This is a genomic window from Pantoea stewartii (genome assembly GCF_011044475.1).
Classification (GTDB): Bacteria; Pseudomonadota; Gammaproteobacteria; order Enterobacterales; family Enterobacteriaceae; genus Pantoea; species Pantoea stewartii.
Genome location: NZ_CP049115.1, coordinates 4,048,907 through 4,063,568, shown reverse-complemented (window position 1 = coordinate 4,063,568; position 14,662 = coordinate 4,048,907). Strand labels below are relative to the sequence as shown.

The 14,662-nt window shown below is 54.5% G+C and carries 15 protein-coding genes; 13 read left to right on the top strand and 2 right to left on the bottom strand.

All coding sequences use genetic code 11. From position 1 onward, the window contains the following. Window positions 1-74 precede the first annotated feature (74 nt). Both corC and lnt read left to right on the top strand, forming a co-directional pair. The gene (corC, locus tag G5574_RS19160) at window positions 75-956 is read left to right on the top strand and encodes a CNNM family magnesium/cobalt transport protein CorC (RefSeq protein ID WP_033739293.1); all 882 of its coding nucleotides are present in this window, start codon (window positions 75-77) and stop codon (window positions 954-956) included. A 4-nt stretch (window positions 957-960) separates the two neighbouring features. Next, window positions 961-2,484 carry an apolipoprotein N-acyltransferase gene (lnt, locus tag G5574_RS19155; protein WP_164483055.1) on the top strand — a complete coding sequence of 508 codons (1,524 nt, stop codon included), beginning with the start codon at window positions 961-963 and terminating at the stop codon, window positions 2,482-2,484. Here the strand turns inward: lnt and G5574_RS23525 are convergent. Next, complete coding sequence (locus G5574_RS23525) at window positions 2,465-2,692, bottom strand: hypothetical protein (protein WP_174250604.1); 228 nt, start codon at window positions 2,690-2,692, stop codon at window positions 2,465-2,467. The genes lnt and G5574_RS23525 overlap by 20 nt on opposite strands. A gap of 350 nt (window positions 2,693-3,042) precedes the next feature. On the opposite strand from G5574_RS23525, the gene G5574_RS19145 reads away from it, so the two are divergent. The 4 genes from G5574_RS19145 to G5574_RS19130 all read left to right on the top strand — a co-directional run bounded on the left by G5574_RS19145 (window position 3,043) and on the right by G5574_RS19130 (window position 6,236). Continuing rightward, window positions 3,043-3,939: an amino acid ABC transporter substrate-binding protein gene (locus G5574_RS19145; protein ID WP_033739290.1), complete on the top strand. Its 897-nt coding sequence runs from the start codon at window positions 3,043-3,045 to the stop codon at window positions 3,937-3,939. A 153-nt stretch (window positions 3,940-4,092) separates the two neighbouring features. Next, complete coding sequence (locus G5574_RS19140) at window positions 4,093-4,833, top strand: amino acid ABC transporter permease (protein ID WP_006118418.1); 741 nt, start codon at window positions 4,093-4,095, stop codon at window positions 4,831-4,833. Then, window positions 4,833-5,510, top strand: a complete 678-nt coding sequence (gene gltK, locus G5574_RS19135; RefSeq protein WP_006118417.1) for a glutamate/aspartate ABC transporter permease GltK — start codon at window positions 4,833-4,835, stop codon at window positions 5,508-5,510. Before G5574_RS19140 ends, gltK begins: the two co-directional genes overlap by 1 nt. Then, complete coding sequence (locus tag G5574_RS19130) at window positions 5,511-6,236, top strand: amino acid ABC transporter ATP-binding protein (RefSeq protein WP_039342886.1); 726 nt, start codon at window positions 5,511-5,513, stop codon at window positions 6,234-6,236. A gap of 33 nt (window positions 6,237-6,269) precedes the next feature. Here G5574_RS19130 and G5574_RS19125 read toward each other — a convergent pair whose 3' ends face one another. Further along, window positions 6,270-6,752, bottom strand: a complete 483-nt coding sequence (locus tag G5574_RS19125; protein ID WP_006118415.1) for a zinc ribbon-containing protein — start codon at window positions 6,750-6,752, stop codon at window positions 6,270-6,272. Between the two features lie 222 nt (window positions 6,753-6,974). On the opposite strand from G5574_RS19125, the gene leuS reads away from it, so the two are divergent. The 7 genes from leuS to mrdA all read left to right on the top strand — a co-directional run bounded on the left by leuS (window position 6,975) and on the right by mrdA (window position 14,654). Further along, window positions 6,975-9,557 (top strand): leucine--tRNA ligase, encoded by a 2,583-nt coding sequence (gene leuS, locus G5574_RS19120; protein ID WP_164483054.1) that lies wholly within the window; start codon window positions 6,975-6,977, stop codon window positions 9,555-9,557. 14 nt (window positions 9,558-9,571) lie between these two features. Then, window positions 9,572-10,171 (top strand): LPS assembly lipoprotein LptE, encoded by a 600-nt coding sequence (gene lptE, locus G5574_RS19115; RefSeq protein WP_164483053.1) that lies wholly within the window; start codon window positions 9,572-9,574, stop codon window positions 10,169-10,171. Continuing rightward, entirely contained in the window at window positions 10,168-11,199 is a 1,032-nt protein-coding gene (gene holA, locus G5574_RS19110) for a DNA polymerase III subunit delta (protein WP_039342893.1), read from the top strand. The genes lptE and holA overlap by 4 nt, the downstream gene beginning before the upstream one ends. Further along, on the top strand, window positions 11,192-11,833 hold the full coding sequence (gene nadD / locus G5574_RS19105; RefSeq protein WP_006118411.1) for a nicotinate-nucleotide adenylyltransferase: 642 nt from the start codon (window positions 11,192-11,194) through the stop codon (window positions 11,831-11,833). The genes holA and nadD overlap by 8 nt, the downstream gene beginning before the upstream one ends. Window positions 11,834-11,923: 90 nt before the next feature. Continuing rightward, the gene (rsfS, locus tag G5574_RS19100; protein WP_006118410.1) at window positions 11,924-12,241 is read left to right on the top strand and encodes a ribosome silencing factor; all 318 of its coding nucleotides are present in this window, start codon (window positions 11,924-11,926) and stop codon (window positions 12,239-12,241) included. A gap of 3 nt (window positions 12,242-12,244) precedes the next feature. Beyond that, a complete protein-coding gene (gene rlmH / locus G5574_RS19095) occupies window positions 12,245-12,715 on the top strand; it encodes a 23S rRNA (pseudouridine(1915)-N(3))-methyltransferase RlmH (RefSeq protein ID WP_006118409.1) in 471 nt (156 codons plus the stop codon). Between the two features lie 34 nt (window positions 12,716-12,749). Further along, the gene (mrdA, locus tag G5574_RS19090; protein WP_033737455.1) at window positions 12,750-14,654 is read left to right on the top strand and encodes a peptidoglycan DD-transpeptidase MrdA; all 1,905 of its coding nucleotides are present in this window, start codon (window positions 12,750-12,752) and stop codon (window positions 14,652-14,654) included. Window positions 14,655-14,662 lie beyond the last annotated feature (8 nt).

The following is a 14,662-nucleotide window of genomic DNA, read 5'->3' as shown; positions in this document are numbered from 1 at the left end:
ACTCAGGCCATCCTGCTGCCGGTAACCCGACCGGCAGCATCACTTACTGACCAGAGAGATCTTTAAAAACCGCCATGAGCGACGACCATTCTCAAAACAGCGATGCACCCAGTAGTAAAAAGGGATTTTTTTCCCTACTGCTCAACCAACTGTTTCACGGTGAACCCAAAAACCGTGACGAGCTCCTGAGCCTTATCCGTGATTCCAATCAAAAGGACCTGATTGATCAGGATACCCGCGACATGCTGGAAGGCGTGCTGGATATTGCAGAACAGCGCGTACGCGACATCATGATTCCGCGCTCTCAGATGATCACCCTGAAACGCAACCAGAACCTCGAAGAGTGCCTGGATGTGATCATTGACTCCGCACACTCCCGCTTTCCGGTGATCAGCGAAGACAAGGACCATGTTGAAGGCATCCTGATGGCGAAAGATCTGCTGCCGTTTATGAGCAGCGAATCAGAAGCCTTCAGCGTCGAAAAAGTGCTGCGTCCTGCGGTGGTTGTGCCTGAGAGCAAGCGCGTTGACCGTATGCTGAAAGAGTTTCGTTCCCAGCGCTATCATATGGCGATTGTGATCGATGAGTTTGGTGGCGTGTCCGGACTGGTCACGATTGAAGATATTCTCGAACTGATTGTTGGCGAAATTGAAGACGAATATGACGATGAGGAAGATCGGGATATCCGCCAGCTCAACCGCCAGACCTACACGGTGCGTGCGTTAACCCCCATTGAGGATTTCAATGAGGTGTTCGGCACCCAGTTCAGCGATGACGAAGTGGATACCATTGGTGGACTGGTAATGCAGGGCTTTGGTCATCTGCCGGCGCGCGGTGAAAGCATCGACATTGATGGTTACCAGTTCAAAGTTGCCATGGCCGACAGCCGCCGTATCATTCAGGTCCACGTAAAAATCCCGGAAAATTCGGCGCTACCTCAACTGGATGACGAATAACGCTATGGCATTAGCCTCCTTTTACCAGCAGCAGCGGGGCCGTCTGCTGCTGGCTTTACTGAGCGGCGCCTGTGGCACGCTCGCCTTTTCCCCTTATGATTTCTGGCCTGCCGCCCTGCTTTCGCTGTTCGGCCTGCAACTTCTGACGTTGAACCGCACCAGTCCTCAGGCCAGCGCCATTGGTTTCAGTTGGGGGTTTGGCCTGTTTGGCAGCGGTATTAACTGGGTTTATGTCAGCATTGCCACTTTTGGCGGCATGCCTGGCCCGGTGAACGTTTTTCTGGTGGTCCTGCTGGCGGCTTACCTCGCGATTTATCCGGCGCTGTTTACCGGCATCCTGAACCGGATTTGGCCACGTCCCACACTGTGGCGACTGGCGCTGGCCGCTCCCGCGTTATGGCAGGTGACGGAGTTTTTGCGCGGCTGGATTTTAACCGGCTTTCCGTGGTTGCAGTTTGGCTACAGTCAGATTGATGGCCCGCTAAAGGGGATTGCGCCGCTGGCTGGCGTGGAAAGTATTACCTTCCTGCTGATGGTCATTGCGGGTTTGCTGGTTTATGCGCAGCAGCGACGTCAGGTGAAAAGCCTGGTGGGCGCGCTCGCGGTACTGGCAATATGCTGGCCGTTGCGTTATCTGCACTGGTATCAACCTTTACCCCAGCAGGCGGTCGATGTCGCGCTGGTGCAGGGCGATATTCCCCAGTCGATGAAGTGGGACCCGCAGCAGTTGCTGAACACGCTGCGCATTTATAACGATTTAAGCCAGCCGCTGATGGGAAAAGCCCCCATTATTATCTGGCCGGAGTCGGCAATTACCGATCTGGAAAGTAACCAGCAACCGTTCCTGCGTTCGCTGGATGCCGAACTCCGCGCGCGCGGTAGCGCACTGGTGACCGGTATCGTGGATTCGCGCCTGGAGCAGAATCGTTATCATGATTACAACACGGTTATTGTGCTGGGCGGGCCGAAGCCCTACAACTACTTCAGCACTAACCGCTATCAGAAAAACCATCTGGTGCCGTTTGGTGAGTTTGTTCCCATGGCGGATTTGCTGCGCCCGCTTGCCCCCTTCTTCGATTTGCCGATGTCTGCCTTCAGCCGCGGTGCCTATTTGCAGCCTCAGCTCAATGTGGCGAATTATCACCTTACGACGGCGATTTGCTACGAGATCGTGTTGGGTGAGCAGGTGCGGGCGAACTTCCGTCCGGACACCGACTTTCTGCTGACCGTCTCTAATGATGCCTGGTTTGGTCACTCGATTGGTCCCTGGCAACACTTCCAGATGGCGCGTATGCGCGCACTTGAGCTGGGCAGACCGCTGCTGCGCGGCACCAATAATGGCGTAACCGCCGTGGTGAATGCCAATGGCGATGTGGAAAAGGTTCTGCCGCAATTCACGCGCGGCGTACTCGTGGATAAGGTAACGCCTACCCGCGGCGAAACGCCATACTCGAAAGCCGGGCTCTGGCCGGTATGGATAGCGACAGTGCTGGCCGGGTTACTGGCCTTCATCCGACGTCAGCGCTGACACGCTGTGGTGAAGCGCTGCTTCGCCACAGCCTTTCGCGGTGTCTTAATCCGCACGCTGTTTCCCTTCCCCCTTTTACTGCTTTTGTTTCTGCTTCTGCTTCTGCTTCTGCTTCTGCTTCTGCTTCTGCTTCTGCTTCTGCTTCTGCTTCTGCTTCTGCTTCTGCTTCTGCTTCTGCTTCTGCTTCTGCTTCTGCTTCTTCAGTCAAACCGCCCGTTCACCCCACTGTCATTTTATTCTGGCACGATGATTGCTAAATGTTTCTGTATTCCTGCAACGCGGGGCTTGTTACCCACGATGGCATGGGCGTAATGCACCATTAACGCTCAATCTGCGCACCTTCCGCGTGCATGGACGCGCGATTGCCTTTTTTTGGTGCGAATGCCATCGCAAAAAAGAAACTTTTTTGTTTCATTAGGTTAACAATCCGCTATGTTAGTGAATATTCTTAAGCGCAGACGCGCGAGGGAATAATAAGAAAAGCAGTGCAAAATACACACAACATCACACTCAGTACAGGGTTGATCCTGTGCAATTTCCACACGAAGGAGTTGGAACATGCAATTACGCAAAGTGGCATTATCTCTTTTGCTGTTGAGCGCAGCAGCGGGAGCGGCCCAGGCGGAAGATCTCAGCGGTACCCTGAAAAAAATTAATGACAGTGGCGTCATTGTTATCGGGCATCGCGAATCGTCAGTTCCCTTTTCATATTACGACAACCAACAGAAAGTCGTTGGCTATTCACAGGCTTATTCAAACGCGATTGCTGATGCCATTAAAGCGAAGCTGAATAAACCTGATCTGCAGATCAAAATGATCCCGATTACTTCACAGAACCGTATTCCGCTGCTGCAAAACGGCACCTATGACTACGAATGTGGCTCAACGACCAACAACCTTGAGCGCCAGAAACAGGCGGCCTTTTCCGACACCATTTTTGTTATCGGTACCCGCTTGCTGGTTAAAAAAGGCAGCCCAATTAAGGATTTTGACGATCTGAAAGGCAAGACTGTCGTGGTGACCTCAGGTACGACGTCAGAAGTGCTGCTGCATAAACTGAACGACGAGAAAAAGATGGATATGCGCATCATCAGCGCCAAAGACCATGGTGATTCGTTCCGTACGCTGGAAACCGGTCGTGCCGTGGCCTTTATGATGGATGACGCCCTGCTGGCTGGCGAACGCGCTAAAGCGAAAAAACCGGATGACTGGGTCATTATCGGTACGCCACAGTCTAAAGAAGCTTATGGCTGTATGCTGCGCAAAGACGATCCGCAGTTCAAAAAGCTGGTTGATGACACCATTGCAAAAGCCCAGACCTCCGGCCAGGCAGAAAAATGGTTCGACACCTGGTTTAAACAGCCTATTCCTCCTAAAAACCTGAACATGAACTTTGAATTGTCTGATGACATGAAAGCCTTGTTCAAAACGCCGAATGATAAAGCGCTGAATTAACAACGATAACAAGGGCGGCGCTGTCGCCCTCTCGATTGCTGAAACCGCGGCGTGGACAGACCGCCTGATCGGGTCGTTCCCCTGACTCAGGCGCATTAAGCCGTTCATCAATCTTCAGGGTAGCTCTGCTACCCTTTTTTACCGGAGTTCGTTATGGGTATCGATTGGAACTGGGGCATTTTTCTCGAACAGGCCCCGTTCGGAAATACCACCTATCTCGGCTGGTTGTGGTCCGGTTTTCAGGTGACAATTGCTGTCTCCTGCTGTGCCTGGATTATCGCTTTCTGCGTAGGTTCATTCTTTGGCATTCTGCGTACCGTGCCTAATCGGCTGCTGGCAACGATTGGCACCTGCTATGTGGAATTGTTTCGTAACATCCCCCTGATCGTGCAGTTCTTCTTCTGGTATCTGGTGGCGCCAGAGCTGGTTGGTCAGAAGCTTGGCATGTGGTTTAAGTCGGAGCTGGATCCCAACCTGCAGTTCTTTATCTCGTCGGTGATCTGTCTGGGCCTGTTTACCGCCGCACGCGTCTGCGAGCAGGTGCGCGCGGCGATTCAGTCTTTGCCGCGGGGACAAAAGAATGCCGGGCTGGCAATGGGCCTGACGCTGCCACAAACCTATCGCTACGTGTTGCTTCCTAATGCTTACCGCGTAATTGTGCCGCCAATGACGTCAGAAATGCTTAACCTGGTTAAAAACTCGGCGATTGCGTCGACGATCGGCCTGGTGGACATGGCTGCGCAGGCGGGCAAGCTGCTGGACTATTCCGCACACGCTTATGAATCGTTTACGGCCATTACGCTGGCCTACATTGCCATCAACCTGGTGATTATGTTTTTGATGAGCCTGGTTGAGCGCAAAGTGCGTCTGCCCGGCAATATGGGAGGCAAGTGATGTACGCGTTTGACTGGAGTTCCATTCCTCCCAGCCTGCCTTACCTGCTTAATGGTCTGGTCATTACCTTTAAAATCACCCTTACGGCGGTGGTCTTCGGCATCCTGTGGGGCACGCTGCTGGCGGTGATGCGTTTGTCGACCTTCAGGCCCATCAGCTGGTTTGCCAAACTGTACGTTAACCTGTTCCGTTCGGTACCGCTGGTTATGGTGCTGCTGTGGTTTTATCTGGTGGTGCCGAGTTTCCTGCAGCAGGTGCTGGGTATTTCCCCTAAAACCGACATTCGTTTGATTTCGGCAATGGTCGCCTTTTCGCTGTTCGAAGCGGCGTATTATTCGGAAATCATTCGCGCCGGCATCATCAGTATTGCGCGTGGGCAATCCAGCGCGGCGCTGGCGCTGGGCATGACGCAGTGGCAGTCCATGCGCCTGGTGATTCTGCCTCAGGCGTTTCGTGCCATGGTTCCGCTGTTACTGACCCAGGGCATCGTCCTGTTCCAGGATACCTCGTTAGTGTATGTGCTGAGCCTGGCGGACTTCTTCCGCACCGCCTCCACCATCGGTGAGCGTGACGGTACCCAGGTTGAGATGGTGTTGTTTGCCGGTCTGGTCTACTTCGTGATCAGCCTGAGCGCGTCACTGTTGGTCAGCTATCTAAAAAGAAAAAGGACGGTTTAAATGATTAGCCTGAAAAACGTTTCTAAGTGGTATGGTCAATTTCAGGTGCTGACCGACTGCTCTACCGAAGTCAAGACCGGTGAAGTGGTTGTGGTATGCGGGCCGTCAGGCTCGGGCAAATCGACCCTGATCAAAACCGTGAATGGCCTGGAACCTGTGCAACAGGGCAGCATTACGGTAAACGGTACTGAAGTAAACAACAAAAAAACCAATCTGGCCAAGCTGCGCAGTAAGGTCGGCATGGTGTTTCAGCACTTCGAACTGTTCCCTCACCTGAGCATTATTGATAACCTGGTGCTGGCGCAGGTCAAAGTCTTAAAGCGCGACAAAACCGCCGCCCGCGAGAAAGGCCTCAAATTGCTGACTCGCGTGGGCCTGTCAGCGCATGCAGATAAATTTCCCGGCCAGCTCTCGGGCGGTCAGCAGCAGCGTGTCGCGATTGCGCGGGCACTCTGTATGGATCCGATTGCCATGCTGTTTGATGAGCCGACCTCCGCACTCGATCCCGAAATGATCAATGAAGTGCTGGACGTTATGGTCGAACTGGCCCAGGAAGGCATGACCATGATGGTCGTGACACATGAAATGGGCTTCGCCCGGAAGGTGGCCAATCGGGTGATCTTTATGGACGAAGGGAAAATTATCGAAGACACCCATAAAGATGACTTCTTTAATAATCCACAGTCTGAGCGGGCAAAGGATTTCCTGGCAAAAATTCTGCACTAAACGTCAGGCGGGCACAAAGCCCGCCTGTTTCTTCTACGGCTCAAAAGGCTGACGATAAAACTGATCGTGATTGCATTCGGGGCAACGTGACAGCGTTTCCGGCGTATAAATGGCGCGAGTGAAGTGGCATTTTTCGCAGACCAGATTGCCCAGGCCTACCACCTCACCACTTTGGTACACACCGTGATGTTGCAAATCCTGAAAAACCTCACGCCACTCTAACTGGCTTTTATCCGTAATATCTGCCAGCTCCTTCCAGATGCTTTCCCTAATCACGCGCATAAAAACGGAGTCGGCGACCGGCTCTTCCGCCTCTGCATAGTTACGGCCAAACTCTGCCAGATCGCGACGCACCGACGTCAGCGCCCGATCGATTTCGTCCGGCGTCAGATCGGAGTGCGCTTGTAAATGACGGCGCCGATCGTCGACTAACGTATCCAGATCGCGATCGCCGTGGCGAAGACGTTCGGTTAATACCGCCAGTGAGGCGTGATATTCCTGGGCCACTTTATTCATTTTATTCTCCTTTTTGCGCTCAGTACCTGTACTAAGTTTAGCTACTTTGTCACATTTGCCCGGCTCGCTGGGTAAGGAAGCGTAAAAGAGTGAAAGCAGGGATGCGTTGACGATAAATCGCCCCCGTAAAAGTGGGAAGTGTTGTTGATGTGCGGCCTTATGGGTATGCTATGCGGATCGTAAAGTCAGCAAAGTGTCATCTATTAAGGACCACAGGCAGCCATGCAAGAGCAATACCGCCCGGAAGAGATTGAATCCCGCGTTCAGCAGCAGTGGGATGAAAACGAAACGTTTAAAGTGACTGAGCAGGAAGGCAAAGAGAAGTACTACTGCCTGTCTATGCTGCCCTATCCTTCTGGCCGCCTGCACATGGGCCACGTTCGTAACTACACCATCGGCGACGTCATTGCGCGTTATCAGCGCATGCTCGGCAAAAACGTGCTGCAGCCAATTGGCTGGGACGCCTTCGGTCTGCCTGCGGAAGGCGCGGCGGTCAAAAACAATACCGCGCCGGCGCCCTGGACTTATGACAACATCGCGTACATGAAAAACCAGCTTAAGCTGCTGGGATTTGGCTATGACTGGAGCCGCGAGCTGGCGACCTGTCAACCGGAGTATTACCGCTGGGAACAGTGGTTCTTCACCAAACTGTATGAAAAAGGCCTGGTGTACAAAAAAACCTCGGCGGTGAACTGGTGCCCGAACGATCAGACCGTACTGGCTAACGAGCAGGTTATCGATGGCTGCTGCTGGCGCTGTGACACCAAAGTCGAGCGCAAAGAGATCCCACAGTGGTTCATTAAAATCACTGATTACGCCGAAGAGCTGTTAAACGATCTGGATACGCTGGAAGAGTGGCCTGAGCAGGTCAAAACCATGCAGCGTAACTGGATCGGCCGTTCTGAAGGGGTGGAAATCACCTTTGACGTGGCAGACAGCAGCGAAAAAGTGACGGTTTATACCACGCGGCCGGACACCTTCTACGGCGCGACCTATGTCGCTGTCGCCGCCGGTCATCCGCTGGCGGCACAGGCGGCGGCCAGCAACCCTGCTCTGGCTGATTTTATCGCAGAATGCCGCAATACCAAGGTAGCCGAAGCCGATATGGCCACCATGGAAAAGAAAGGCATGGCGACAGGCCTGTCTGTCGTGCATCCGTTAACGGGTGAACGTCTTCCTGTGTGGGTCGCGAACTTCGTCCTGATGGAATACGGTACGGGTGCGGTCATGGCCGTGCCGGCGCATGACCAGCGCGACTGGGAATTTGCGACCAAATACGATCTGCCGATCAAACCGGTTATCCTCAATCTGGACGGCAGCGAGCCTGACGTCAGCGCCGCCGCGATGACCGACAAAGGTACGCTGTTTAACTCTGCCGAGTGCAGCGGCCTGGATCACAGTGCCGGTTTTAACGCCATTGCAGATGCGCTGGCGGCAAAAGGCGTTGGCGAGCGTAAAGTCAACTATCGCCTGCGCGACTGGGGCGTTTCTCGTCAGCGTTACTGGGGCGCGCCGATTCCGATGGTAACCCTGGAAGATGGCACCGTCATGCCGACACCAGAAGACCAGTTACCGGTGATTCTGCCGGAAGACGTGGTCATGGACGGCATTACCAGTCCGATTAAAGCCGATCCGGACTGGGCAAAAACCACCGTGAACGGTCAACCTGCGCTGCGCGAAACCGATACCTTTGACACCTTTATGGAATCGTCGTGGTACTACGCGCGTTATACCTGTGCAGACTATAAGGACGGTATGCTGGACCCGGCTGCAGCAAACTACTGGCTGCCGGTAGATCAGTATGTCGGCGGCATCGAACACGCCATCATGCACCTGATGTATTTCCGCTTCTTCCATAAACTGCTGCGTGATGCAGGCCTGGTGAATTCGAATGAGCCAGCCAAACGTCTGCTGTGCCAGGGCATGGTGTTAGCGGATGCGTTCTATTATCTGGGCGTTAACAGCGAACGTAACTGGGTTTCGCCGGTTGACGTGACCGTCGAGCGCGATGAGAAAGGCCGCATTGTTAAAGCCGTAGATACTCAGGGCCGCGAGGTGATTTACGCGGGCATGAGCAAAATGTCCAAGTCGAAAAACAACGGCATCGATCCCCAGCTGATGGTTGAGCGCTATGGTGCCGATACCGTCCGTCTGTTCATGATGTTTGCCTCGCCTGCGGATATGACGCTGGAGTGGCAGGAATCCGGTGTGGAAGGGGCAAACCGCTTCCTGAAACGTGTATGGAAACTGGTCTACGATCATTCACAGAAAGGTGCAACGGTTGCCCTGGACGTCGCCAGCCTGAATGACGATCAGAAAGCGTTGCGCCGCGACCTGCATAAAACCATTGCCAAAGTGTCGGATGATATTGGTCGTCGCCAGACCTTTAACACCGCGATTGCGGCAGTCATGGAGCTGATGAACAAGCTGGCGCGTGCGCCGCAGGACAGCGAGCAGGATCGTGCGTTGATGCAGGAGGCCTTACTGGCCGTGACGCGTTTGCTGTATCCGTTCACCCCGCATGCCAGCTACGTGCTGTGGCAGACGCTGGGCGGCGAAGGCACTATCGACAATGCGGAATGGCCAGTGGCGGATGACGCCGCAATGGTCGAAGATTCTCTGCTGGTCGTGGTGCAGGTCAACGGTAAAGTGCGGGGTAAAATTACTGTGGCAGCCGAGGCTACACAGGAGCAGGTTCAGGCGCGCGCTGCTGAGGAGCCCCTGGTGGCGAAATACCTTGATGGTGTGAGCATTCGTAAAGTCATTTATGTACCGGGCAAACTGCTTAACCTGGTTGTGGGTTAAGTTCAGGAGGAACTGTGCGACATCCGATTATCAGGTTGTTTGTCATGCTGGCGGCGGTAATCACTGCTGGCTGTGGTTTTCACCCGCGCGGCACCACTCAGGTGCCGACGGAACTGCGAACGCTGGTCTTAGAAACGGGCGATCCTTACGGGCCGCTGACGCGCGTGGTGCGCCAGCAGTTGCGAATCAACAACGTTAACATCGTTGAAGCGACGCAGAAAAACAGCATGGTCGTACCGACCCTGCGTCTGGGCGGGGAATCTCAGGGTCGAAGCACCGCATCCGTCTTCATCAGCGGCACTGCGGCTGAATATCAGATGACGATGGTGGTTACGGCTCAGGTCTTGATTCCCAACAAAGGGATCTACCCTATCAGCACGACCGTTTATCGCTCGTTCTTTGATAACCCGAACGCGGCCCTGGCGAAAGATGCGGAACAGGACATGATCACCCAGGAGATGCGTCAACGTGCAGCCGAACAACTGGTTCGTAAGCTGTTGGCGGTACATGCGGCCCAGATGGACAGCCCGCAGACATCCTCTTCGTCAACGGTGGCAAAACCGGTTCACTCTGCTGCGGGAACGGCCTCTTCCGCGGCACCCCTGACGCAATGATCAGGATTTATCCGGAACAACTCAGCGCGCAGCTCCGTGAGGGGCTGCGCGCCTGTTATTTATTAACCGGCAATGAACCTCTGTTGTTACAGGAAAGTGCGGATGCCATTCGCGCCAGCGCCGTGGCGCAGGGCTTTGAAGAACATGTGAGTTTTACCCTGGATGCACAAACAGACTGGGACAGCCTGTTTGTCAGTTGCCAGTCAATGAGCCTGTTTACTCAGCGACAGACGCTTACATTGCAGTTTCCTGAAAATGGTCCCAATGCCGCCATCGCCGAACATCTGATCACGCTCGCCTCGCTGCTTCATGAGGATATTTTGCTGATTTGCCGGATGGCGAAACTCAGCAAAGCGCAGGAAAACAGCGCCTGGTTTAAAGCGCTGTCAGCCCATGCGGTGCTGGTCCCCTGCCAGACGCCGGAGCAGGCGCAACTGCCGCGCTGGGTCACCAGCCGGGCCAAAGCGATGAGGCTCGCGATCGACGATGCGGCGGTCCAGCTACTCTGTTACTGCTACGAAGGTAACCTGCTGGCGCTGGCGCAGGCACTTGAACGTCTGTCTCTTCAGTGGCCCGATGGCAAGCTCACGCTACCGCGCGTTGAAGCCGCAGTCAGTGATGCCGCGCACTTTACGCCTTATCACTGGGTCGACGCGCTACTGGCAGGCAAGAGCCGTCGCGCACTGCATATCCTGCAACAGCTGGAAAGTGAAGACAGCGAAGTGACGATATTGCTGCGGACGCTGCAGCGCGATCTGATGACCCTGCTGCACCTGCAACGTCATCAGACACAGCAACCTCTGCGTACACTGATGGATCAACAGCGCATCTGGCAAAATCGCCGTCCTCTCTTTACTGAGGCGTTGCAGCGCCTTGATGCAGCGCGCTTACAACAGGCAATCCATCTGTTGACGCAAATCGAAATTACGCTGAAACAGGATTATGGACAATCGGTCTGGCCACAGTTGCAAACGCTGTCGATGCTGATTGCCAACCGTGCTTTTCCCGCGAGTTTTGCCCATGTCTGATTTACACGCCCTGTTTGGCGGCACCTTCGACCCGATCCATTTCGGCCATTTACGCCCGGCAGAAGCGCTGGCGCAGCAAACTGGTCTGGCCCGGGTTACCCTGTTGCCCAACAATGTGCCGCCGCACCGACCGCAGCCGGAAGCCAGTCCGCAACAGCGCCTGGCGATGCTGCGGTGCGCTATTCGCGATCTGCCGCTTTTTGATATCGATACGCGCGAACTGCAACGGGACACGCCCTCATGGACTGTCGATACGTTAGAAGCCATACGGGCTGAACGTGGCGATCAGCCGTTAGGGTTTATTATCGGTCAGGACTCATTACTGACGCTTGCAAAATGGCATCGCTGGCAGGATTTACTGAGCCTGTGTCATCTGCTGGTGTGCCAGCGACCAGGCTATCCGACTGAAATGGCGACGCCGGACATGCAGGACTGGCTGGACAGACACGTGATCCACGATCCTCAGGAACTGCAGCAGCGTCCGGCCGGCGGCATCTGGCTGGCAGAAACCCCGCGCTATGCCATTTCAGCTACCGAAATTCGCAAGCGTCGTCATCAGCATCTCGCCTGTGACGATTTACTGCCCGCCTCGGTAATCGACTATATCGACCGCGCCGGCTTATATCGCGACTGATATGGGCGTGATATACTACGCCGCTAAATTTTTCGGCTGTATCCCGGGCGTCAGCCAGCCCGCTCTCACCAGTTTTTAAAGGGGAACCTTTTGCAAGGTAAAGCACTCCAAGAGTTCGTTGTTGATAAGATTGATGATTTGAAAGGTCAGAACATCGTCACCCTCGACGTTCAGGGTAAATCAAGCATTACTGATTTCATGATCATCTGCACCGGCACCTCGACGCGCCACGTTACCTCAATCGCTGAACACGTTGAGCAAGAATCCCGCGCCGCCGGCCTGATGCCGCTGGGCGTTGAAGGCAAGACGGCCGCTGACTGGGTTGTGGTCGACCTCGGTGAAGTCATCGTGCATGTGATGCAGGAAGAGAGCCGTCAGTTATATGAACTGGAAAAGCTCTGGGGTTAAGCGGTGAAATTGCAGCTTGTTGCCGTCGGCACCAAAATGCCTGACTGGGTGCAGACCGGTTTTATGGAATACCTGCGTCGTTTTCCCAAAGACATGCCGTTTGAACTGACGGAAGTTCCGGCGGGCAAACGGGGTAAAAATGCCGACATCAAACGCATCCTGGAAAAGGAAGGTGAAGCGATGCTGGCCGCCACAGGTAAAGGCAACCGGATTGTCACGCTGGATATTCCCGGACAGCCCTGGGAAACCCCACAGTTGGCCCAACAGCTGGAACGCTGGAAACAGGATGGCCGCGATGTCAGCCTGCTGATTGGCGGCCCGGAAGGGTTAGCGCCAGCCTGCAAAGCGGCGGCGGAACAGAGCTGGTCGCTTTCGGCCTTAACGTTGCCTCATCCGCTGGTGCGCGTGCTGGTTGCCGAAAGCCTCTATCGCGCATGGAGCATTACGACAAATCATCCTTATCATCGTGAATAACCGATAAGCTCACTCCAGACATTACAAGTAGCGGATGAAATTACAAAGCAACGCCTTTCGCGATTACAGCGCCGAACAAAAAGTCTTTGTCCGCAGGGCTTTTATTGCTTTTGTCGGCGTCTTACTGCTCTCCTCCGTGCTGGTGGTTAATCTCTATCACCTGCAGATTTTACGTTTCGACGATTACAGTACCCGCTCCAACGAAAACCGAATCAAACTGGTGCCGGTCGCGCCCAGCCGCGGCATCATCTATGACCGCACGGGTACGCCGCTGGCCCTGAACCGGACCATTTATCAGGCGGAACTGGTGCCGGAAAAGGTCGATGACCTGAAACAAACCCTGCAAAATTTGCGTCCGGTCCTCGAACTCACCGATGAGGATATCGAGGCGTTTGAAAAAGAGCGTAAACGTTCGCGCCGCTTCACGTCGATTCCGGTTAAAACCGGGTTGAATGAGGTGCAGGTGGCGCGCTTTGCGGTGAATCAGTATCGCTTTCCTGGCGTAGAAGTGAAAGGCTACCAGCGCCGCTATTATCCCTATGGCCAGACACTGACTCATGTTGTGGGCTATGTGTCGAAAATTAACGACCGCGACGTGGCCCGTCTGGATAAAGAGGGAAAATGGCCCAACTATGCGGCAACGCATGATATCGGCAAACTCGGTATCGAAGCCTATTACGAAGACCTGCTGCATGGCAAAACCGGCTATGAAGAGGTCGAAGTTAACAACCGTGGCCGGGTCATACGGCAGTTGCACGAGCAGTCGCCCCAGGCCGGTCGTGATATTTATCTGACTATCGATCTCAAACTGCAGCAGTATATCGAGACGCTGCTGGCCGGTAGTCGTGCAGCGGTCGTGGTCAGCGATCCGCGCACCGGTGAGATTCTGGCGATGGTGTCGACCCCCAGCTACGATCCCAACCTGTTCGTTGACGGCATTTCCAGCAAAGACTATCGCGGCTTGCTGAACGATGAAAATCGCCCACTCTATAACCGCGCGATTCAGGCCGCTTATCCGCCTGCTTCTACCGTTAAACCCTATGTTGCCGTCTCCGCCCTGAGTGCGGGGGTGATTAACCGCAATACCAGCCTGTTCGATCCTGGCTGGTGGCAACTCCCCGGCTCCGAGAAACGCTACCGTGACTGGAAAAAATGGGGACATGGTCGCCTGAATGTCACCAAATCGCTGGAAGAGTCCGCTGATACCTTCTTTTATCAGGTTGCCTATGACATGGGCATCGATCGCCTGTCGGAGTGGATGACGAAATTTGGCTATGGCATGCGCACCGGCGTTGACCTGCCTCAGGAAAGCGCTGGCAACATGCCGACGCGTGACTGGAAAATGCGTCGCTTTAAAAAGCCCTGGTATCAAGGCGATACCATTCCAGTCGGCATCGGTCAGGGTTACTGGACAGCGACACCGTTGCAGATGAACAAAGCGATGATGATTCTTATCAACGACGGCATCATCAAAGTGCCGCATTTGCTGCGCGCGACCCGTGAAGGCCGTACGCTGGTGCCTTATCGTCAGCCGCCTTCCCAGCCGATTGGCGATATCCACTCTGGCTACTGGGAAATTGCCAAAGACGGCATGTACGGCGTCGCCAACCGACCAAACGGCACGGCCCACAAAAGCTTTGCCGATGCGCCTTACAAAATTGCCGCGAAGTCCGGTACCGCACAGGTCTTCGGTCTGAAAGAGAACGAAACGTATAATGCGCATAAAATCGCTGAACGCTTACGTGACCATAAGCTGATGACCGCTTTCGCGCCTTACGATAAACCACGCGTTGCCGTCACCATGATTCTGGAAAACGGCGGGGCCGGTCCGGCAGTGGGCACGGTCATGCGCCAGATTCTGGATCACATTATGTTAGGCGATAACAATACTGTCCTGCCGGATGCTGCGCCTACACCACCTGGCTATGAAGGTGAATAATCATGTCG